General features: G+C 51.2%; 20 protein-coding genes, 1 tRNA gene and 1 other RNA gene. 9 read left to right on the top strand and 13 right to left on the bottom strand.

Annotated features, from left to right (window positions below):
* The first annotated feature begins 1 nt into the window (after position 1).
* The gene (gene hemY / locus JK211_RS08185) at positions 2-1198 is read left to right on the top strand and encodes a protoheme IX biogenesis protein HemY (RefSeq protein WP_212708185.1); all 1197 of its coding nucleotides are present in this window, start codon (positions 2-4) and stop codon (positions 1196-1198) included.
* Here the strand turns inward: hemY and JK211_RS08180 are convergent.
* Positions 1176-1454: a hypothetical protein gene (locus JK211_RS08180; RefSeq protein ID WP_212708184.1), complete on the bottom strand. Its 279-nt coding sequence runs from the start codon at positions 1452-1454 to the stop codon at positions 1176-1178. The genes hemY and JK211_RS08180 overlap by 23 nt on opposite strands.
* Positions 1455-1755: 301 nt before the next feature.
* Here JK211_RS08180 and JK211_RS08175 point away from each other — a divergent pair, with 301 nt between their 5' ends.
* Positions 1756-2307 (top strand): NADPH-dependent FMN reductase, encoded by a 552-nt coding sequence (locus JK211_RS08175; RefSeq protein ID WP_249213175.1) that lies wholly within the window; start codon positions 1756-1758, stop codon positions 2305-2307.
* A gap of 1169 nt (positions 2308-3476) precedes the next feature.
* On the opposite strand, the gene JK211_RS08170 is transcribed toward JK211_RS08175, so the two are convergent.
* From JK211_RS08170 to eptB, 3 genes are all read right to left on the bottom strand, one after another.
* A non-coding RNA gene (locus JK211_RS08170) (RtT sRNA) lies at positions 3477-3590 on the bottom strand.
* A 32-nt stretch (positions 3591-3622) separates the two neighbouring features.
* Positions 3623-3699, bottom strand: a tRNA-Pro gene (locus JK211_RS08165).
* A 123-nt stretch (positions 3700-3822) separates the two neighbouring features.
* Positions 3823-5511 (bottom strand): kdo(2)-lipid A phosphoethanolamine 7''-transferase, encoded by a 1689-nt coding sequence (gene eptB / locus JK211_RS08160; RefSeq protein WP_212708183.1) that lies wholly within the window; start codon positions 5509-5511, stop codon positions 3823-3825.
* Positions 5512-5748: 237 nt separating this feature from the next.
* On the opposite strand from eptB, the gene JK211_RS08155 reads away from it, so the two are divergent.
* From JK211_RS08155 to JK211_RS08140, 4 genes are all read left to right on the top strand, one after another.
* Positions 5749-6345, top strand: coding sequence for an HD domain-containing protein (locus tag JK211_RS08155; protein WP_212708182.1), 597 nt, complete (start codon positions 5749-5751; stop codon positions 6343-6345).
* A gap of 102 nt (positions 6346-6447) precedes the next feature.
* Positions 6448-7161, top strand: a complete 714-nt coding sequence (locus JK211_RS08150) for a DUF3053 domain-containing protein (protein ID WP_212708181.1) — start codon at positions 6448-6450, stop codon at positions 7159-7161.
* 363 nt (positions 7162-7524) lie between these two features.
* Positions 7525-8796: an OprD family outer membrane porin gene (locus JK211_RS08145; protein WP_212708180.1), complete on the top strand. Its 1272-nt coding sequence runs from the start codon at positions 7525-7527 to the stop codon at positions 8794-8796.
* A gap of 156 nt (positions 8797-8952) precedes the next feature.
* Positions 8953-9315 (top strand): YibL family ribosome-associated protein, encoded by a 363-nt coding sequence (locus JK211_RS08140; RefSeq protein WP_212708179.1) that lies wholly within the window; start codon positions 8953-8955, stop codon positions 9313-9315.
* A 20-nt stretch (positions 9316-9335) separates the two neighbouring features.
* On the opposite strand, the gene JK211_RS08135 is transcribed toward JK211_RS08140, so the two are convergent.
* From JK211_RS08135 to JK211_RS08125, 3 genes are all read right to left on the bottom strand, one after another.
* Positions 9336-10280, bottom strand: coding sequence for a VirK/YbjX family protein (locus JK211_RS08135; RefSeq protein ID WP_249213305.1), 945 nt, complete (start codon positions 10278-10280; stop codon positions 9336-9338).
* A gap of 287 nt (positions 10281-10567) precedes the next feature.
* Positions 10568-11185 (bottom strand): superoxide dismutase [Mn], encoded by a 618-nt coding sequence (sodA, locus tag JK211_RS08130; RefSeq protein WP_212708178.1) that lies wholly within the window; start codon positions 11183-11185, stop codon positions 10568-10570.
* Between the two features lie 196 nt (positions 11186-11381).
* Entirely contained in the window at positions 11382-12722 is a 1341-nt protein-coding gene (locus tag JK211_RS08125) for an aspartate aminotransferase family protein (RefSeq protein ID WP_212708177.1), read from the bottom strand.
* A gap of 188 nt (positions 12723-12910) precedes the next feature.
* On the opposite strand from JK211_RS08125, the gene JK211_RS08120 reads away from it, so the two are divergent.
* Complete coding sequence (locus JK211_RS08120; RefSeq protein ID WP_212708176.1) at positions 12911-13687, top strand: DeoR/GlpR family DNA-binding transcription regulator; 777 nt, start codon at positions 12911-12913, stop codon at positions 13685-13687.
* On the opposite strand, the gene fdhD is transcribed toward JK211_RS08120, so the two are convergent.
* The 4 genes from fdhD to JK211_RS08100 form a co-directional block, all read right to left on the bottom strand.
* On the bottom strand, positions 13684-14523 hold the full coding sequence (fdhD, locus tag JK211_RS08115; protein WP_212708175.1) for a formate dehydrogenase accessory sulfurtransferase FdhD: 840 nt from the start codon (positions 14521-14523) through the stop codon (positions 13684-13686). The two genes, JK211_RS08120 and fdhD, sit on opposite strands and share 4 nt — an antisense overlap.
* A gap of 165 nt (positions 14524-14688) precedes the next feature.
* Complete coding sequence (glyS, locus tag JK211_RS08110) at positions 14689-16758, bottom strand: glycine--tRNA ligase subunit beta (protein ID WP_212708174.1); 2070 nt, start codon at positions 16756-16758, stop codon at positions 14689-14691.
* A 9-nt stretch (positions 16759-16767) separates the two neighbouring features.
* A complete protein-coding gene (gene glyQ, locus JK211_RS08105; protein ID WP_212708173.1) occupies positions 16768-17679 on the bottom strand; it encodes a glycine--tRNA ligase subunit alpha in 912 nt (303 codons plus the stop codon).
* A gap of 102 nt (positions 17680-17781) precedes the next feature.
* The gene (locus tag JK211_RS08100; RefSeq protein WP_212708231.1) at positions 17782-18093 is read right to left on the bottom strand and encodes a cupin; all 312 of its coding nucleotides are present in this window, start codon (positions 18091-18093) and stop codon (positions 17782-17784) included.
* A gap of 351 nt (positions 18094-18444) precedes the next feature.
* Between JK211_RS08100 and JK211_RS08095 the strand changes: the two genes are divergently transcribed.
* Positions 18445-19320, top strand: coding sequence for an SDR family oxidoreductase (locus JK211_RS08095; protein ID WP_212708172.1), 876 nt, complete (start codon positions 18445-18447; stop codon positions 19318-19320).
* A gap of 105 nt (positions 19321-19425) precedes the next feature.
* Complete coding sequence (locus JK211_RS08090) at positions 19426-20679, top strand: AGE family epimerase/isomerase (RefSeq protein WP_212708171.1); 1254 nt, start codon at positions 19426-19428, stop codon at positions 20677-20679.
* Between the two features lie 58 nt (positions 20680-20737).
* On the opposite strand, the gene JK211_RS08085 is transcribed toward JK211_RS08090, so the two are convergent.
* Positions 20738-21208 carry a DUF1456 family protein gene (locus tag JK211_RS08085; RefSeq protein WP_212708170.1) on the bottom strand — a complete coding sequence of 157 codons (471 nt, stop codon included), beginning with the start codon at positions 21206-21208 and terminating at the stop codon, positions 20738-20740.
* A gap of 138 nt (positions 21209-21346) precedes the next feature.
* Positions 21347-22066, bottom strand: coding sequence for a DUF554 domain-containing protein (locus JK211_RS08080; protein WP_212708169.1), 720 nt, complete (start codon positions 22064-22066; stop codon positions 21347-21349).
* Positions 22067-22198: the final 132 nt, after the last annotated feature.

Here is a 22198-nt window from a genome sequence, read left to right as displayed (position 1 = left end):
TATGTTAAAAGTACTGATATTGTTTCTGCTGCTGCTGGCAGGAGTGATTCTCGGCCCCCTGCTGGCCGGACACCAGGGATACGTGCTGATACAAACGGACAACTGGAATATTGAAACCAGTGTTACCGGGCTGGCTATTATCCTGATCCTTGCATTAGTGGTTATCCTGGCTGTCGAATGGCTGCTGCGGCGGATACTGCGTACCGGAGTACGTACCCGTGGCTGGTTCAGTGGCCGTAAACGTCGCCGGGCGCAACGCCATACCCGTGATGCATTGATTAAACTGGCAGAAGGTGATCACCGGCAGGTAGAGAAATTACTGTCACGCGATGCGGATCATGCTGCCGACCCTCTGGCAAACTATCTGCTGGCGGCGGAAGCGGCCCAGCAACGCGGAGACGAAATCAGGGCGAATCAACACCTGGAACGCGCTGCTGAGGTCTGTGCTGATAACCAGATCCCGGTAGAAATTACCCGCGCCCGTATTTTGCTGGCCCGTCATGAAGATCATGCTGCCCGTCACTGTCTTGACCGTTTACTGGAAGTTGCACCGCGCCATCCTGAAGTATTACGGCTGGCAGAGCAGGCTTATCTGAATACCGGGGCATGGCGCGCATTACTGGATATTCTGCCGTCAATGGAGAAGTCACAGGTTACGACTGAGCAGCACCTGCAGGATCTCCGGCAACGGGCCTGGCTCGGCATGATGAACCAGGCGATGGCAGAACAGGGTAGCGAAGGTCTGAAGCAATGGTGGAAAAATCAGAGCCGTAAAACCCGCCAGGATACTGCCCTGCAGGTGGCAATGGTTAATCATCTGATCGAATGCAACGACCCGCAGATGGCACAGGAAATTGTGCTGGCCGGGCTGAAACAACAGTATGATGAACGTCTGATTCTGCTGTTACCACGAATCAATAGTCCGGCACCGGAACAGCTGGAAAAAGTATTGCGGCAGCAGATCAGACAGCATGGTGCTACCCCCTTGCTGAACAGTACTCTGGGGCAGATGCTGATGTGCCAGGCTGAGTGGCAGCAGGCGGCAGATGTTTTCCTGAAGGCTCTGGAACAGCGTCCTGATACCTTCGATTACGCCTGGCTGGCTGACTGTTATGACAAGACAGGCCGCCCCGAACAAGCCGCAAAAATGCGCCGTGAAGGTCTGTTACTGACTCTCAGGCAGAATCCGGACCAGTAATCAATGTCATCCCTAAAAAGCGCCGCTCAGGGCGCTTTTTTATTGCAGTCAAAAAAAACACCTGCAACAGGGCAGGTGTAAAATCAGGTCGATAGACAACAGCTGATACCAGACTCAACGTAATATCTGAAACTCTCATCAATAAATTGTGAGAAGGCAGATAACAGGTATCGGTAAAGGGCTCTGCATCATTCCAGGGATTATGTTGCCGGGCGGCAGACATAAAAAGCAGAATGAGCATCTGCGCTGCAGTCATTGCAGAAACTATGCCAGCAGAATAAATAAAGGCTGCAAAAAAATAACACTTTGATTTTAAATAAATAAAAAATAATTTTTTGATAACGAAGATTCTTTATCAGCAGTCCGGAGAGCTGCAGGCATCGTCGTACAACGACAAAAAATCCTTTTTATAAATATCTCATAGAATAACATAATGATAAGTGTCTTCTTCTGGCGACAGTCACTGATAAATACTGTTGTTATCCGCCAGCAAAGGATACTCAGCAGACATAGTCACCGGGTTTACCGGCTGGTCATATTTCAAAAGGATAACAACCATGTACAAAGTGATTGGTATTTCGGGCAGTTTACGCAGTCACTCTCTTAACAGTCTGTTTCTTCGGGCGATGGCACTGATTAGCCCGCAGGAGGTTCGCTTTGAAATCAGCACGACTCCCGGCAGTCTCCCTCTGTTCAACCCTGACCTGGAATATCAGCCCCCTGCCAAAGTCAGGCTCTGGAGACAGGAATTACACAACGCTGATTTAATTCTGATTGTTAGTCCGGAATATGCACACGGTGTTTCGGGTGTAATCAAAAATGCTCTCGACTGGCTGGTCAGTAGTGGTGAATTGCTGGATAAACCTGTCGCTCTGCCGAACCTGTCACCCGTAACTGATCTTGCATGGGGGCAACTCAGGGAGACTGTCACCGTCATGGGGGGAATATTATCTGAGGCCTGCAGCCCGACAGCAACGCTGGCAACCCGCTATGTATTACCGGGTGTCACGGCGGAGGAGCTGGCCAGCAGCCCTCTGACGGGCCCGCGTCTGCAAAAGTTATGGCTGGAGATAATCCGGGCTGTGCAACAGTCGTTATCATTGGCGTAATGCTTGTGCTGATATGCAATATGTCAATCCGGCGGGGTTCTGTTCGCCATTACGTAACGTCATTTTTTGCTGCCCCGCTGCGGGCGACCAGGCAAAGGGCGCAACGGCCGCGCCCTCTGCACTCCGGGCCTGTGCGGCAGATCGTTCCGCCGCTGCGCGGTACCTTCGGTTATTCCCGGCCGGGGCTGTGGTGTAACGCTTGCGCTGATATGCAATATGTAAACCCGGCGGGGTTCCGTTCGCCATTACGTAAAGTCATTTTTTGCTGCCCCGCTGCGCGCGACCAGGCAAAGGGCGCAAGGGCCCTCTGCACTCCGGGCCTGTGCGGCAGACCGTTCCGCCGCTACGCGGTACCCTCGTTCATTCCCGGCCGGGGCTGTGGTGTAACGCTTGCGCTGATATGCAATATGTAAACCCGCCAGGGTTCTGTTCGCCATTACGTAACGTCATTTTTTGCTGCCCCGCTGCGGGCGACCAGGCAAAGGGCGCAATGGCCGCGCCCTCTGCACTCCGGGCCTGTGCGGCAGATCGTTCCGCCGCTGCGCGGTACCCTCGTTCATTCCCGTGACCTTGACGGACCGGCCGCGATTCGCTCCTGCTCAACACGGCCTCTCGCCGCTTCCCTGCGGCTCGCCCTGGTCACACTCATTCACTCAGCGGCCCGGATGCCGCCTCCGGTAACCTGCATTGGCTATAGCTATGGATAATTTTCAGCAATGAAAGTATCTGATGAATAATGAGTGATTAACGCGGCGGTGTGACCACGCGCTATCCGCAGCGCTGAGCGCAGAGTGACGGCCCGGAGGAGCCGGCAGGACGCCGGCGATAGCACGGCTGAGCCATGGACGGCGAATCCGTGCGGTCCGGAAAGACGGAGCGATAAGCGAAGGAACAGCGAGGACTGCGCGAAGGCGTGGATTGTTAAGGCCCGCGCCCCCGGGCCTTAACCCGTCCGCCGCAGTGCGGCTGCTGAAACTCCGCCACTGATGGCGGAAGGAAGATGCACAGAGCCGGACGTTTATGCCGGGAACCGTAATCCGGAGGTAAAAGGCTACGCACCAGGCGCAGATCCAAAGACCAGCGCCCTCTGGTCTTTCCTCACCCGGAGGTTCTCATCCTCTTTTACTACAGACGTAAAAAAACCCGCTAAAAGCGGGTTTCTTTGAAAATGGTCGGCGAGAGAGGATTATTCCCCTGCGGGCCGTTGCTTACGCAACGTTGTCTCGCTGCGCTCGGCGCAAACCTCCTTCGAAGGTTCCCATCCTCTTTTACTGCAGACGTAAAAAAACCCGCTAAAAGCGGGTTTCTTTGAAAATGGTCGGCGAGAGAGGATTCGAACCTCCGACCCACTGGTCCCAAACCAGTTGCGCTACCAAGCTGCGCTACTCGCCGATGGGGGCGAATATTACTGCGCCCCCCCGAAGGCGTCAACCGCTTTTTCGAAAATCAGCCGCTGACTGACCAAAAAGCATCCGGAGCAGCCAGCGACAGATTATTTTTCGCTTCGGGGCCGCATTACCTGACTGCTTTTTCATCAACAGGATTCTGACACCAGTTATTTTCAGGCCTGATACCACCATCCGGCGAAGTATATCCCAGGCAGCCTAATAGTGAATCATACAGCTCACGATGATAATGGGTCACACCGGCTTTAGCCTGCTGTTGCAGAATACTGAAACGCTGCCGGTTAGCATCATCTGCCAGGTATTTATCTGAAGCCCACACCAGCATCGGGACGCGGAATTGTTCCGCCGGTGCCATCTCTCGCGGCGTACCGTGAAAATGGGTGTTACTGCTGATCGATTCACCATGATCCGCGACATAAAACACAATCGCTTTTTTATCTCTCAACTGGTCAAAGACAGTATCCAGCATATAGTCGACATAACGGACTGAATTATCAAATGAATTAATCAGCTGGTCTTTCGAACAAAAATCATCCACACCAATACATTCCGGGGTAAAAAATGCGAAGCTGCGCGGATAACGCTGGGAATATAAATAATGGGAACCTTTAGTATGCAATATCACTAAATGCTTACCCTGCGGATGCCGCTGCAAAGATTGCTGTAGTTTCGGAATCAACAGTGAATCATCGACCGGTTTACCATTATTCTGCGGCTCTGAACCAATCTGTTCACGAAATGCCATATTGCTGACATCAGTCAGACGATAAAACCAGATTTCACTCTGCATTGCATACAGTCCGGAACTGAATCCCAGCGCTTTCAGTACTGCAAATACGTTTTGCTCTTTTAATGTCCGTCCCGGATCCTCACCGGCTCCCCCCTCGCGGACAAACATACAGCGCAAAGAAAGCTTAGTTGCCGTATCACAGGAATGCCCTTTAAAAGCCACCAGATTTTTTTCTTTTGCCAGTAACGGTGTTGTGTCCCGCGGATATCCCAGAATCCCCATATGATCCCAGCGGGTCGTTTCACCAATCACAAACACCACATAAGTATCATCAATACCTTGTGGTGCAACATAGGTAAAATGGCTGGCCGGAGAGAATAATTTATCCCCTGTCAGCTTTGTATCCAGCTGTGCCCAGCCAAATAACCCTGTTGCCGTGAGCCAGTTGACCGGCAGATAAGAGTGCGCCACCATGCCGCCATAACTGGGTAAATCAATATTCGTTTCCAGCTCACGGTGTTTATACTGTTTATCCAGAACACGCAGGGGCAACCAGACCAGAGCAATACATACCACTAAACCGGTCAGTGCCCTTACACGCTGTCCGCGGGTCGTCAGTTGTGATAACAGCGACTCCGTCAGCTGGCTGCGCCAAATCAGGAACAGGGGTAACACACTGACCAGCACCATCCACAGATAAAAATAATGACCGACCACTTCTTTAGAGAGATCGGTATCCGTCGTCAGTACTGAGGCTACAATCCCGTAACCAATAACAACATTAAAAACCACCATGTAGTAGCCGGCCGAAACAGAAATCACGACTATCACTGATGCCATCAGCCGGAAAAATATTTTCCCGCCCAGCGAAACAAAACGAAATACGATAAAACAGGCCAGTATAGCTGCCACAACTTCAGCCACCGCCGATGACCACTTCAGTACATCTCCGCCTGCCCACAATCCCTGAAATCTGCGTTCAAACACAGACCAGTTTAAAAAAACACCAATATACAAGGCCAGAATCCATGATAACTGACTTTGTGTTAACAGCTTGATTTTATTCATTAATAAACCCTGGAACTCCGGATGATACAAGATTATCTATTCTCAGAGTCTGAACCACTCTATAAGTTCGACACAATTTAAAATAAAATGAAATATACGGAATTTTCCGGAAAATAATTAAAAATCCGAATTATTTATAAAAAGTAATTATTGTTTAAAAACAAAATATATTGCCTTGCCTGTATCCAGGCCAGCATTCTATTATCAGAAAATAAATATCCTGCATACGGAGGGCATATGTATTATTCACTGGAAGAAAAAGCAAAATGCTTTGCCCGGCATATGCATTATCAGTCAGGACAACGGCGTAAATACAGTAATGCTCCCTATATTGTGCATCCTCAGGCAGTAGCTGAGCTGGTCCGTACAACAGGCGCCGATGAAACTCTGCTCGCCGCCGCCTGGCTGCATGATACTTTAGAAGATACCCCGGCCACTTTTGCACAATTACAGCGCCTGTTTGGTCACCGAATTGCAGTCATAGTGCATATGCTGACTAATCCTGATATGGCTGAGTCTGGTACCCGTCAGCAACGCATTACCTGTTGTCTGCAACACACTGTCAGGGCCTCAGCAGAAGCACAAACCATTAAACTTGCCGATATCATTGATAATACAAAAGATATTGTAGATAACGATCCGGTTTTTGCTGCCATCTACCTGGTCGAAAAACAGATACAAATCGGTTTGTTGTGTGAAGGTAACCCGCAACTCCGCGCACAAGCAGAGTTGCAAATAAAGTTTAATATCAATAGGTTATCCAGACACCCTTACAATATATCCGCCAGCTGGTTTCGGCAGCAGGCAAAAAAATATCGCCCTTTTTCCGGATAACCACAGGCTGCAGAAAGATGATTGGCGGAAACCCCGCTTTGCTCTATCCTGTGATCTTTCTGGTGGTCAAACACGTTGTCAAATATCAGGAGCTAGCCCCTTATGGCATCAGGCATTTTCCGTTTAACAAAGCAGTCTGGATTGCTGCTGGCAACATTCCTTATGATTTCCCAGCTGACAGGATGTGGTGATAAACAAGCTGAGCAAAGTCAGGCATTCAGTGATTTCCTGCAGAATACCGTTATGCGTAGCGGTTCACAGTTACCCACCCTGAGCGAGAGTCAGAAAAAAAACTTCGGCAATTTTGCCGGTGACTATGCAATTCTGTATGGTTTCTCACAACAACTGAATAAAGTCGTTAATGACGGTATCCGTCCGGTCACCGACGAATTGTCAGCAATCAAAATTCCTGCCGATTACCAGTCACAACGGGATGCACTGCGCCAGGCCGCAGGTGCGCTTAATGTTGTCACCCAACAGGTGCAGACAGCCCGTAATCTGGCCGACAGCAGTAAATCCTCGCTGAAATTACCGCCAGAATTGCAAAAAACTTATGAGGCGGCATATAGCAAAGTGGTGACCCGGCCGGCAGACAGCATACTGCCTTTACTGCCACAACTGCAGGCACTGAGCCATTCTGTTATTGCCACCGGTGATTTCCTGCAGGCCCAGAGCAACAGTGTCAGCTTTGCCAATAATAATGTCCAGTTCGCATCCAAAGATCAGGTAAACCAGTACAATACGCTGGTCGGTGAAATTGCCAGCGAAGCACCGGTGCTCGGCCAGCTGAAAGCTGCTATCAGCAACGTACAGTAATGTTTTCCGTCCCCGTAATTTTTTACCGCATTACGGGGCGGATTTTTCAACGGCCGCTGAAAAAGGATACAGATCCGGCTAGATAATTAAGTTTTTCATTACTTATTATTTTTATTTATAATTCATAGATTAGCATTAACTGTTTATTTAATTTTTTACTTAACAGAAAAAGCGATTTATTTTATTTAAAACTGTCCGTTATTTCTATTCCCCCGTATACAAAGGGCTATTATTTACGTTGTAAGAGTAATAGAATCCCCCTCCGGTATTTACCATCCTTTATTAATAATTATTCTTCTTATCGGAATAATAAAACAGCTCCGGGCGTAAAACAGATATATAAAATACAAAGGTATAATAAAAGTGAAAAAAGAATTACCAATTATTCTTTGCGGAATATTAAGCGCTATCCCGGCATTGGCAAGTGAACAGTCACAGAGTAAGGGTTTTATTGCCGACAGCCATTTCAATCTTCTGCTGCGTAATGCATATATGAAGCGGGATTATAAAGTACCGGGTATTCAGAACCGTGCAGAATGGGGCCAGGGGCTGATCGCTGACTGGCAGTCAGGCTACACCCGCGGGCTGATTGGATTCGGATTCGATGCTATGGGTCAGTATGCGGTACGCCTGGACGGCGGGCGCGGCAAAAGCGGCGACGGCGGAATAGATTTCTTTAAACAGGCACATAACGGGAAAGCAAAGTCAGAACTGGCAAAATTCGGTGCAACTGCCAAAATGCGTATTTCCGATACGGTGATCAGCTACGGTACACAGCGTCCGCAGTTACCGGTCGTTTCGGCCGATAACTCACGGTTACTGGACGAAACCTTTACCGGGGTGGTGGTCACGTCTAAAGAAATACACGGGCTGGATATTAATGCCGGTTACCTGACCGATGAACAACGTAAAAGTGACGATCGCCATAATAGCGGCCTGAAAAGCCTGTCATTTGGCGGTGCCAGTTACCAGTTTAATGATCGGTTTAGCGGATCATTCTATGCATCAAATGTCGAAAAAACCCTGAACAAACAGTATCTGGGACTCAGTTATCAGCAACCACTGGCGGCCGAACAGTCGCTGGCACTAAACTTTAATGGCTATAACTCACGTCTGACAAAAAAATATGCCAGTCAGCTGGATACCGGCCGCAGTAATACCATCTGGAGCATGGCTGCTAACTATAGCTGGTGGATACATACTTTTAAGCTGGCATATCAGCAGAGTAATGGCAGTACCGGCTATCAGTACGCTGGTTACCGTGACCAGGGCGGCGTCGGTGACGGCGGGAACAGTATCTGGCTGGATAACTCCTACTGGTCAGACTTTGATGCAAAAGGTGAACGTTCCTGGCAGGCCGCCTATGGGATCGATTTTTCCGAGCTGGGGATCCCCGGCCTGAGTTATAACATCGCTTATGTTCGCGGCGACAATATTAAAACCAGCCAGACCAGCAACGGTCATGAGCATGAACTGTATAACCAGATCCAGTACAAGGTTCAGAGTGGTGTGGCAAAAGATCTGACACTGGACCTGCGTTACTCTATCCTGCGGGTGTCAGCAAATGCGGCAGATTACAACAGCGGTGGCAGTGAAATCCGCTTCTTTGCAGACTATCCTTTCAGTTTCTTCTGAGATTAAACCGCTTCCCCCCGACCGGCGATTACATAAAGGGGGTTTCCTGACGGTCTGCCATGGTAAGCTATCGCCGGGATCCACAGCAAACGACGGACAGAGTTAAGTCCGCCGATATTTTGGTGTATCCTTGCCGCTGTTTAACAGGAGTCAACAATGAAAGAACAAGAAAAAGCCGAGATCAAGCGTCTGAGCGATCAGCTGGATGCCATCAATCATAAATCCCAGCCACTGCTCGAAGCCGGTGATATGGAAAAACTGGGTGAGCTCCAGAAAGAAAAGCACACTCTGGAAGAAGAAATCGCCCGTCTGCGTAACGTGCGAGAACAAAAACTCAGCCAGGAAGCACAGAAGCTGCAGAAACTGTCTTTCAGCCGTGCGATTACGAAAAAAGAGCAGGCCAATCTGGGGGCTCTGAAAAAAGCAGCCCGCGGAGTAGTTATTGTTCACCCGATGACTGCCCTCGGTCGGGAAATGGGCCTCAAAGAAGTGACCGGATTTGCCAAAAAAGCCTTCTGACCCCTCACCGCAAGGCAATACTATTTGCCGGTGATCCCCAGCGCGTCGTTAAACTGCTGCTGTAGCTGCGCCAGTAACTGATAACGACGCCGGTATTCTGCCCGTTTTTTACTGACAACCTCTTCCAGCGGTTTACGTATCACCTGTAAGGGTAAATCATAGTTACCCCGGAGATTTGGCCTGCCTCCCAGGCTTTCCCAGAACTCACTGTAACTGGCAAAAAATTTATCCTGTTTACTATAACGGTAACGCAGACTGCGGAAGACATGACTGTTTTCACTGACCGCCTGAATCGCATCAATATTTCCGGCGGCAGCCAGCCAGAAAATAACATCCATCAGCAGTCTTTTCGGAAAAATACCGTAAGCCGCACGGGTTGCCTGACGAATGATTTCTGCCGGGACTTCCGGCCCGGGCCCCTGCAACCCGCCGATAAATAGCACTGATTTTTCTGCCTGGCGGATCAGCGCAAAAGTGATGGTAGCAACTACCTGCTGCTGATAAGACAGGCATAACATCACCTCGCCTTCACGATCAAATCTGGCCGGGCCACAGCTCAGTGTGAATGCCTGTCCCTCAGAACTGTGCCACTGCAGTAACGGTCTGCCCGTCGGCTGCCCGAGGATCTGTTGTAACTGCGGGTTAACAAGGCCGGCCAGCAACTGATAATGGCTGACAATTGCCTCTGCCCGCTGCTGAACGCCCAGCCCGGCGCTCAGATACGGGCGATGGATTTTCGCCGGCAGCAATCCCTGACGTGCCAGTAATCCAGGGAACATATCCAGACCGGTCAGTGCCCGCAGGTAACGGTAACTGATCCGCGGATAGCAGCAGCAACGTAAGATAAATTTCAGGCAAAAAGGCCTGCTGCGCCATGCCCTGTCCGGGTGGTATCTGCTGCTGATTACTGACCAGAGCAGTGAAGTGTTGGATTTTCTCAGTGAATCAGTCACAAGGGTCGACATAACAAAGCCCGGTTTTTCATCATCTCTCTGGCAAAGCATAGATCCTGATGTTTCAACAACAGAGCAATCAGCTGCAGGTTGCCTCCCGCTATTGAAAAATATGTTATTTGTTGATGACTGATTTACTTTCGGTAACCACTAGCAGCACGGTGAAAAACAGTCTCCGGGAGGAGTACCGCACCACAGCACACGAAGAAGGGAGAAATAACAACAGCATACAAAAAAATACCGGCAGCCAGGGCCGCCGGTATCAGTAGCTGATCAATACGTTGTCAGCCAGTACAGCATTATTTTGCAGAAGCAAAACGCGCTGCAGCTTCATCCCAGTTAACGACGTTCCAGAATGCTTTGATATAGTCCGGACGTTTGTTCTGGAATTTCAGGTAATACGCATGTTCCCAGACATCCAGACCAATGATCGGGAAACCGGAAGCACCTGAAATCGCTTCACCCATCAGTGGGCTGTCCTGGTTAGCCGTAGAAACTACCGCCAGCTTATCGCCCTTTTTCACCAGCCATGCCCAGCCGGAACCGAAACGGGTCGCGGCCGCTTTTTCGAATTCTTCTTTGAATTTTTCAACGCTGCCGAAATCTTTTTCGATAGCCGCTTTCAGATCGCCCTGCAGGGTAGTACCGGTTTTCAGGCCTTTCCAGAACAGACTGTGGTTGGCGTGACCACCTGCATTGTTACGCAGAGCTGTTTTTTTCTCAGCCGGTACCTGATCCAGTTTGGTGATCAGTTCTTCAACAGGCAGAGCAGCGAACTCAGTACCTTCCAGCGCCGCGTTGGCATTATTAACATAAGCCTGGTGATGTTTAGTGTGATGGATTTCCATCGTTTCCTTATCAAAGTGCGGCTCAAGCGCATCATAAGCATAAGGCAGGGATGGCAGTGAATAACTCATGTTCAACCTCTCCATTCTAATGTAAGGACAGCGCACCAGGGGGATGCACTGCATAAGCACTGATCTCCATTATAGTTAAATAATTGATCGGGAAAAGGAGAATCAATACATTGTGTGCGATAACGATTTGTTTTCAGACAAAAAAAAACTGCCGAAATAGCACAATTTCAGCAGTTTCAGAAAACACTCCCGTTGGTCAGCGCCCCAGTTCAGTCAGCGACTGGTCAAGGGCCCCTGTCAGCCAGTCAATATCAGCGCTCTGGAATGCCAGTGGCGGGCGCAGTTTCAGCACATTACCGTAAGGTCCGGCGACCGAGGTCAGTACACGATTCTCACGTAATTTTTCGATAAGATTCAGCGCCAGTGTTTTATCCGGCGTCTTCGTCTGACGGTCTTCTACCAGTTCAAAACCAATAAATAGTCCGGCACCGCGTACATCACCGATACATTCATGACGATCCATCAGTTTACGCAACTCAGCCAGCAGCTGGCCACCGACGATACGGCTATGTTCCTGTAGTCCTTCCTGCTCAATTACCTGCAATACTGCCTGCGCTGCCGCCATCGCCACCGGGTTACCGCCGAAGGTATTAAAATAAGGGATCTCATCACTGAAGGCTGCCAGCACATCACTTTTTGCCAGCAGTCCGGACACCGGGATGCCGTTACCCATCGGTTTGCCGGTGGTAATGATATCCGGTACCACACCATGACGGCCAAATCCCCAGAACGCATCGCCGGTACGGGCAAACCCCGGCTGTACTTCATCGGCAATAAAAATACCGCCATTTTTATGAACTACATCGACGGCCTGTTGCAGAAAACCACGGGGATTAGGCAATACACCGTCAGAAGAGAAAATTGAATCCGCCAGCAAGCCGGCAAACTTAATGCCGTGGGCTGCCATATCATCAATCTGCGCCTGAATTTCTGCCGCAAACCATGCCCCTAAATCCGCAGCGTTCACCCGATAATCGTCAGGCGGTGAGACCAGTCGGGTCGTTGCTGCCAGCGGCTGACCGCTGCCCAGCGCAGGCGATGCTCCGGAGGTTAATTCACTGGTACCGTGATAGGCTTCTTTAGTAACGATAATCCCTGTACCGCCGCTAAAAGAGCGGGCAACACGGATCGCCAAATCATTGGCTTCCGAGCCGGTACACATGTACATGGCCTTATTAATCTCTGCCGGTGCCGTCGCCAGCAAAGCCTCACTGTAATTCAGGATACCTTCGTGCAGATAGCGGGTATGGGTGTTCAGCTGTTTCATTTGCCGGGTCACCGCATCAATCACTGCCGGGTGGCAATGACCAATACTTGCCACATTGTTGTACACATCCAGGTATTTATCCCCGTTCGCATCCCACAGATACTGGCCTTCACCACGCACCAGATGCACAGGCTTGCGATAAAACAGACGGTAAGAATCTCCGAGTACTCTGCTGCGTTTATCCGTCAGTGTGCGGGTATCTGCATCAAGTTCTGCGGCATGTTCTGCGCGAAAACTGTTGGTATCCATGATGGTAGAACGCGTGGCCATAACTACTCCTGTCGCAATAATCAGTGGGGAAGACGGTGAATAAATTCGCTGTAACTTCATCATCGCTTATTTTCAGAAAAATGCAACAAAATACACAAACGCAACTAAATACATATTCAGGGTATCTCGGCTGCGCTACACTCAGACAACTGTTATCATCCGCCGCACATCTCACTGAGGATTTCTCTATGCTGCAGGAAACGCGATTACACCGTATACGTTCATTAATCAGTACTCATCATCAGGTCAGCACTGAACGCATTATTAATGAACTCGGCGTTTCCAGGGAAACCGCACGGCGGGATATTATTGCGCTGGAAGAACAAGGCGTTGCGCGGCGGGTACATGGCGGCATTGTCGCTATTGATGCACCGGCAGAACCCCCGTTGCCAGTACGTTATGCTGCCCGGGAAAAAGAAAAACGCAGTATCGCGCGTTGTGCCGTCAGTCAGCTGAATGCCGGACAAACCCTGTTTCTCGATTCCGGCAGTACCACCACGCTGCTGGCACAGGAACTGAGAACGATGTCAGGGCTTACCATCATTACTAACAGCCTGCAGGCAGCACTGGCACTGACTGCGACCGAAAATGACAGTCAGCTGCAACATGAAGTGATTTTACTGGGTGGCAGTATGTCAGCAGGAACACAACAAACGCACGGTGGTACCACCGTCAGTGAAATTCATCGCTACCAGGCCGATGTTGCCCTTCTTTCTCCGGTCGGTGTGGATGCGGTGAACGGCGCCAGCAGTTTTTCACTGGCGGAAGCCGCCATTGCCGGAGCAATGGCACGCCAGGCAAAACAGCTTATTCTGCTGGCAGACCACAGTAAACTGGGGCTGACCAGCCGCTACTGCTACGCACTTCCGGCAGACGTCAGTTTACTGATTTCCGACAGTACCGCCGTCCGTGACCGTTCATGGCCGGCATTAACTCAGGCGTTTAGCAGGGTACTGAGCGCTTAATACAGACGCCGGGGGTGGCTGTAAACAATGGTACGACCGGGTTTACTGAAGCCTGCCAGGGTCATACCACAGCGTTCTGCAACATCGACAGCCAGCGCCGTCGCAGCCGATACGGCAAACAAAATTTCCACACCACAGATCGCTGCTTTTTGTACCATTTCATAGCTGGCACGGCTGGAAACCACTACCGCGCCCTGCTGGCGGGGCTGACGCGCACGATCACCCAGCAATTTATCCAGCGCCACATGCCGTCCGACATCTTCATATCCCTGCAACAGCTGGCCGGTATCGTCCATCCAGGCCGCCACATGGGTACAACCGGTCTGACGACCAGCTGGCTGAAAATCTGCCAGCTGTGACAATCCTTTATCCAGCGCCGATAAATTAAACCGCCAGCTAAAAGGCAGTGGCGGGACCGGTTTGCCTATTTGCTGTAACTGCTCAACTCCGCATACACCACACCCTGTCCGGCCTGCCATTGCCCGGCGTTGCGCCTTCAGGGCCATAAAACGCCGCGCTGAAAGTTCAATATGCACCTCAACACCTGCACACAGAGGCTGTACTTCAATACCATAGATTTCTGAAGCCTGGCTGATGATCCCTTCTGACAAAGAGAAACCCAGGGCAAAAGCTTCCAGATGTTGTGGTGTCGCCATCATCACTACATGAGAAATTCCGTTATACACCAGCGCCACCGGCACTTCTTCGGCCAGAAAATCTTCGCTGCTTTCGGTGACTGTACCGGCCTGTACTGCCTGCCGTGTCCAGATGCGGCGGGAAGTCACCCCCGCAGCCACCGTCATCTCCTCGCCGGGAATTGCAGAGCCTGTCTTCATCTCACGGGTCCGTGTATTTTTTTGATGATATAAATATTGTTAATGGTTTTTAGCACAGAAACAGACAGCGGTGTTAAACACATTGCGGCAGCTGGCAGGGAAAACCCGGGCCCTGAAAACAAAAAAGCGAGCCACTGGCTCGCTTAACAGATCATATCTTCGCGGTTATTGCAGTAAAGAAATATCAGCAACCTGCAGGAACAGATCACGTAATTTCGCCAGCAAGGTCAGACGGTTGACTCGAATATCTGTCTCTTCTGCATTCACCATTACTTCTGAGAAGAAATTATCAACCGCTTCCCGCAGTTCAGCCAGTTCAATCAGTGCTTCCTGATAACGGCCTTCCGCGAAGTAAGGTTGCAGTTTGCTGCTCAGCGCACTGACATAGGTCGCGAGGGTGATTTCAGCATTCTCTTTCAGTAACGACGCCTGCACACTGTCGTTCAGCGGAACATCCGATTTTGCCAGAATATTGGATACACGTTTATTCGCCGCTGCCAGTGCCGCCGACTGCTCCAGTGTCCGGAAGTGAGATACTGCTTTCATGCGCGCATCGAAGTCTGCGGGACGCGTCGGACGACGGGCCAGTACAGCCTGCAGAGTATCAATACTGTGACCTTCTTCCTGATACCAGCTACGGAAGCGACCCAGCATAAAGTCGATAACCTCATCCACCACTGCGGTATTTGTCAGTTTATCGCCGTACAGACGTACCGCTTCTTCTGTCAGGGTTTGCAGATCCAGTGGCAGGTTTTTGCCGACGATAATCCGCAGTACACCCAGTGCCGCACGACGCAGCGCAAACGGGTCTTTATCCCCTTTCGGATGCTGCCCGATACCGAAAATACCCGCCAGCGTATCCATTTTATCTGCAATCGCCAGCGCACAGGACACCGGACTTTGCGGCAACTGATCACCGGAAAAACGTGGCTGATACTGCTCATTCAGGGCCACAGCAACGTCTTCGGCTTCGCCATCATGACGGGCATAATGCATTCCCATCACGCCCTGCGTATCGGTAAATTCAAACACCATGTTGGTCATCAAATCGCATTTTGACAACAGTCCGGCGCGGGTCGCATGGCTGACATCGGCACCCATTTTTTCGGCAATCCAGCCTGACAGCACCTGAATACGATCGGTCTTATCGCGTAATGTTCCAAGCTGCTTCTGGAACAGTACCGTCTCCAGACGCGGCAGCTGATCTTCCAGCCGCTGTTTACGGTCGCTGTTAAAGAAAAACTCTGCATCGGCCAGACGCGGGCGTACCACTTTTTCGTTACCGGAAATAATCTGCTGCGGATCAGCAGACTCAATATTCGCCACGAAAATAAAATTCGGCAGTAATTTACCCTGCGGGCTATACACCGGGAAATATTTCTGGTCACCTTTCATGGTGTAAACCAGCGCTTCTGACGGGACTTCAAGGAATTTTTCTTCAAAGGTCGCCGTCAGCACGACTGGCCATTCCACCAGAGACGTCACCTCTTCCAGCAGGCTGTCATTCAGGTCAGCCTGTCCGCCCAGTTTTTCGGCTGCGGCTTCCGCGGCCGCTTTGATCGCGGCTTTACGGGCATCATAGTCGGCGATCACTTTACCCCGTTCCAGCAGGATCTGCGGATACTGATCCGCATGATCAATACTGAACTCAGCTTCACCCATAAAGCGGTGACCACGGATAATACGATCAGTGCTGATCCCGAGAATCGTCGCCGGAATGACTTCATCACCCAGTAACAGGGTAACCGTATGTACCGGACGAACAAACTGTACATCACTGTCAGCCCAGCGCATCAGTTTAGGTACCGGCAGCTTACTCAGCACCCCTGCCACCATCCCCGGTAACAGGGCAGCGGCGGTTTCGCCTTTCACCGCAGCACGGTAAACCAGCCATTCGCCTTTATCTGTTGCCAGACGTCCGGCCTGATCGACGGTAATACCATTACCACGCGCCCAGCCTTCAGCCGCTTTGGTCGGTTTGCCTTCCGCATCAAATGCCGCACTGATCGCCGGGCCACGTTTCTCCACTTCACGATCGGCCTGGGCGGCACTGAGTGCGGCAACTTTTACTGCCAGACGACGGGGAGACGCAAACCACTCTACCGCGCCGTGGGATAACCCTGCGCTGTCCAGTTCACTGGTCAGCTGGCTGGCAAAAGATTCGGCCAGCTGACGTAATGCTTTCGGTGGCAGCTCTTCGGTGCCGATTTCCACCAGTAAGGTTTTTTCTGTCATCGCTGCCTCTTACTTATTGTTATTGCACATCGGGAAGCCAAGGGCTTCACGGGAAGCATAATAGGCTTCAGCCACCGCTTTGGTCAGGGTACGGATCCGCAGAATATAGCGCTGACGTTCGGTGACAGAGATAGCTTTACGCGCATCCAGCAGGTTAAAGCTGTGAGCAGCTTTCAGAATACGCTCGTAGGCCGGCAGCGGCAGTGGTTTCTCCAGTGCCAGCAAGGTCTGCGCTTCTTTCTCGTACTGTTCAAAACAACTGAACAAAAACGGCACATCCGCGTATTCGAAGTTATACGTCGATTGTTCCACTTCGTTCTGGTGGAACACATCTCCATATGTGGTGGTACCGAACTGGCCATCACTCCAGACCAGATCATAAATACTGTCGACGCCCTGGATATACATCGCCAGGCGCTCAAGGCCATAGGTAATCTCACCGGTCACTGGCTTACATTCTATGCCGCCCACCTGCTGGAAGTAGGTAAACTGTGTGACTTCCATTCCGTTCAGCCAGACTTCCCAGCCAAGACCCCAGGCCCCCAGCGTCGGGTTTTCCCAGTTATCTTCAACAAAACGGATATCGTGGATGTGCGGATCAATACCTAAGGCTTCTAATGAGCCAAGATACAGTTCCTGCATATTCTCCGGCGATGGTTTAATCATTACCTGGAACTGATAGTAATGCTGCAAACGGTTAGGGTTTTCGCCATAACGTCCATCGGTAGGACGGCGCGAAGGCTGCACATACGCGCTGGCTACGGGCTCTGGCCCCAGCGCACGCAGACAGGTCATCGGATGGGAGGTGCCTGCACCTACTTCCATGTCCAGTGGCTGAACAATCGTACAGCCCTGTTGCGCCCAGTAATCCTGCAAGGTCAGGATCAGGCCCTGAAAGGTCTTGGTATCAAACTTTTGCATGTTGAGTTCGCACGCTATTTGGCCGGATAAAAAAAGTGGGTCGTAGTATACCCTTTGACCGGCAGATGTGCAGCCGGAAATCCGCACAAAGAAAGGCTTATGTTAAATAGAGTGCTGTTTCTCAGTCACTAAGATACGACTTATCCCCTGCGGGTAAGCGACATGTTCAGTGCCTTCACTGGCGTAAAAGATATCTCCGGCATACAGGGTGATGACCTTCTTTTGTCTGTCCCGTTTGTAGTGTATATCGACGATACCGTCCATCACCGCAAACACCTCCTGTCCGTCATTGATATGCCATTGACAGGCTTCATCAGTCGAGTGGGGGTTGACGCCGGTTTCCCCGAATATCGTGACCGGTAACGCCTCCCATGCCTTATTGCCGTGAAAATCTTTGCTGCGAATAACGTTGATTCTGTTTACCCTGAAAGAAAATGATCATCCGGAAGGTCCGTCAGGTGAAGAATCTTCCCCTGTCTCCGCGACAGCAGACCGCTAATGTCAGGTTAGTTTGACCATACGCTGTGCCCGGACAGCACCGAAATTAACATCCTGAAACATAATTTCAAACTCCCTCCAACAACCCGCCAGCTCAGCCATTCCGCATCAGACAACGGGTAACTTACCGCCGCTGATTCGACAACCGGCTGTCGATTTCTATACTTAAATTATTCTGATAGTTACCTGCGACGGGTAAACAAATTCGCTGGAGTGGACGAAGTCAGTGTGTTGTTTACCCGTTTGATGAACTCAAACGGAGGAAATATGGTTCAGAAAACAACAATTCATGCACAGTCACAAACCCTGCCCGGCAGCGATGAAAAACTCAAACCTGCGGCGACATTTATCCGTGAGGATTATCAGGGGAGTCATAAACTGGCAGGAAAAGTTGCACTGGTTACCGGAGGTGACAGTGGAATCGGCCGCTCCGTGGTCCAGCATTTTGCCCGTGAAGGCGCAGATATTGCCCTGACTTATCTGCCCGACAGTGAAGAGGAAGCGCAGGATGCAAAAGTGGCACAGCAACTGGCAGAGCAGGAAGGCCGTAAATGTGTTATTTATCCGGTCGATCTGCGTAGTGCCGATCATTGCCGTCAGCTGATTTCCCGGGTCGTGAGTGAGTTTGGTCAGTTGAATATCCTGGTCAATAATGCCGGCACCCAGTATCCGAACGAAGACCTGACGACGCTCAGTGATGAACAATGGCTGAATACCTTCGATGTGAATATTCACTCTGTATTCTTCCTGACAAAAGCAGCACTGCCTCATATGAAAGCAAACGACGCTATCATCAATACCACCTCGGTGAATGCCTATATCGGCCCGGAAATTCTGCTGGATTATACGGCCACCAAGGGCGCAATCGTCAGTTTCACCCGCGCGCTGTCAAACCAGATTGTCAGCAAAGGTATCCGTGTGAATGCCGTGGCCCCCGGTCCGGTATGGACACCACTTCAGCCTGCCACTTTAGGCCACTACAATCCCCGGTGGCTGGAAGATTTTGGCCACGAAACACCAATGGGCCGTGCCGGTCAGCCTTCTGAACTCGGGCCGGTTTACGTCTTCCTGGCAAGCCAGGACTCTTCATTTATCAGCGGCCAGGTACTGCACCCTAACGGTGGCACCATGGTCGGCGGCTAAACTCTGCCTTCTTCTGCCGGACACTGTCCGGCAGCCCCTGATTCTTTTTATCACTTGCGGCCGCAGACCCTGCGGATGCAGGGTGCCCTGATAACGGAGTAAACCATGTTATTTAAACATCTGACCGACAGCTGGCTGAATAAACCTTATCACCATGACTGGCTGGAAAAAGAAAGCCGCCGCTTAATGTCTTTTTACCGGCAGGCACGCCATCCGGATGCCGGTTTTGCCGCACTGGATAACCAGGGAAAGCTGGCTGACGACAGCCAGCCGGACACGATGCTGACGGCACGGATGACCCACTGCTTTGCCATTGCCAGCATACAGGGGGAGCCCGGGGCAGGCGCACTGGCCCGCTGGGGTATCCGCGCACTGCTCGGCAAACTGCGCGATGCCGAATACGGTGGCTGGCTGGCAGGAATTCCGCAGCAGACACCCGATGGCCGCAAACAGGCGTATCTGCATGTGTTTGTGACTCTCGCCGCGTTGAGCGCGACGCTGGCTGACATTGAAGGCGCCGATAAATTACTGGCTGAAGCCACGGATATTATAGAAAACCGTTTCTGGTCTGATGAGGAAGGCTGCCTGAAAGAGAGTTTTAACCGGCAGTGGCAGGATCCTGAAGCCTACCGGGGCGGTAACAGTAATATGCATGCTACCGAGATGTTTGTGCAGCTGGCCGATGTTACCGGCGACAGCAAATGGCGTCAGCGGGCCCTGTCGATTGTCACAAAAATTATCCACCAGCATGCACGGTCCAATGATTATCTGCTGGCAGAACATTTTACCGCGCAATGGCAGGAGTGGCATGACTACAACCAGGATAAACCTGCCGACGATTTCCGCCCTTACGGGGTCACTCCCGGCCATGCCTGTGAATGGGCTCGCCTGTTGCTGCACCTTGAGGCGGCACTACTGCGCCACCATGAAACCACCCCCGACTGGCTGCTGACCGATGCCAGAGGGCTGTTTGACGCAGGGATCCGCTACGGCTGGTGTGCTGACGGGGAGCCGGGCATCATTTACACCCATGACTGGCAGAAAAAACCGGTCACGGCTAACCGGCTGCACTGGACGGTGGCTGAAAGTTGTTCCACCGCAGCCAGCCTGCTAAAACGTACCGGCGATGCCACCTATGAGCATTGGTACAGAACCCTGTGGGATTACATCGCAAACTTTCTGATTGATACACAGAATGGCAGCTGGTGGCACGAACTGGATTCAGACAATAAACCATCGTCGGTGGTCTGGTCGGGTAAACCGGATTTATATCACGCCTGGCAGCTGACACTTAACAGCAGACTGCCACTGGCTCCGACCCTCGGCACTGCGGTAAAAGCGGGTTTAGACCGGCCATAATCCGGGATTGCTACGTCAGTCCTCGCCCGGCAGTCCTGCAGGCGAGGATGTAGTCGCATTATTTTTTAGACTTACGCACCCGCTCAGCCAGGCCTTTCAGGATATAACGCAGTACCTGATCACCACACTCACGGTAGTTTTTATGGCCCTCTTTACGGAAAAATGCACTCAGCTCATTTTCTGACATCGCAAAATCAACGGATTTCAGAATTTGCTGTAAGTCTTCGGTCTTCAGTTCAAAAGCTACCCGCAGTTTTTTCAGCATCACATTATTCGTGACCCGTTTTTCTACTTCCGGTGCCGGGAAACGCGGATCACGCCCGCGGCGATAAAAGATCAGGCCATTCAGAAAGTGGGCCATGATTTTATCGGTGCAGGCTTTATACCCGGGTTCGTCTTCTTTTTGCAGGTAGCTGTGCATCTCCTGCAGGCTGACTTCTGCGCCGCCGGAGATCAGAATTTCCAGCATTTTTTCATCCCGCAGATCGAGCATATAGCGAACACTGCGCAAAACATCATTGTGCATCATGGTATTTATTTCCTGCCACTGTCTGACCGGCTTAGGGTCGCGGGCTGTTTAGGTGCATTTAGCCGGGCATTATACAAGCCTGTTCGCCCGGATCGCCTGTTAGTTGACAGAATAGCGAAATAAAAATGTTCCGACAGGCTAAAATACCGCAACCCACACCGATGAAAACGGCATTGCCAGCAGTAATGCCGGCAGCATATTGGCTACCGGAAATGACTTAATACCACAAATCCGGAAGCCGGTCGCCAGCATTAGCACGCCTCCCACCGCCGAAAAATCGGCCTGCATTACCGGTGTGGTCAGCGGCAGAATATAAATTGCCCCGTAAGCCAGCAGCAACTGAATCGCCAGCTGGGGGATCGCCACCATCGCCACCGCAACCCCCAGCGAGGTTGCAAAAATCGCGGCAGTAAACAGATCGAGAAACGACTTCGCGATCAGTATGCTGGTATCGCCGGTCATTCCCTCATGCATGGCACCAAAAATGCCGGTACCACTGGCACAGAATAAAACGATAATGGCAACATAACGTTGCAGGAAGGCATCCTGAGATTGCAAATCATGATTTTTTGGCCGAACCAGCCGCTCTGTCAGTCCCCTCGCCTGCGCCCCCAGTTTACCTATCCCCTGTTCCAGACAAACCAGTTCACCGAGTAACGCACCGAGGACCACCGACAGTACCATCACCGGCATATTCACCACCTTCACCACCAGCACCACTCCCATACACATGGAAGCCACCCCGAAAATCAGGGGCATACTGGTGCGTACCCGCTCCGGCAAACGATGGCTTAATATTGCCCCAGCAATACCGCCAATCAGTACTGCCGAACCATTGATATAGGGTCCGATAATCATTTTTATACTCCCTGCAGATACTGCCACAGACTTTCCCGGGTGCGGCGCGGTCATTCCACTGACCGGACTGATGATAATTAACCACCATCTCTGATAACGACACGTTATTCCGCTGTGCGGTCATGCCTGCGG

Source organism: Tatumella sp. JGM130 (assembly GCF_018257525.1).
GTDB lineage: Bacteria > Pseudomonadota > Gammaproteobacteria > Enterobacterales > Enterobacteriaceae > Tatumella > Tatumella punctata.
The sequence above is the reverse complement of the archived record's forward strand: the minus strand, read 5'-3'. Positions and strand labels throughout refer to the sequence as shown.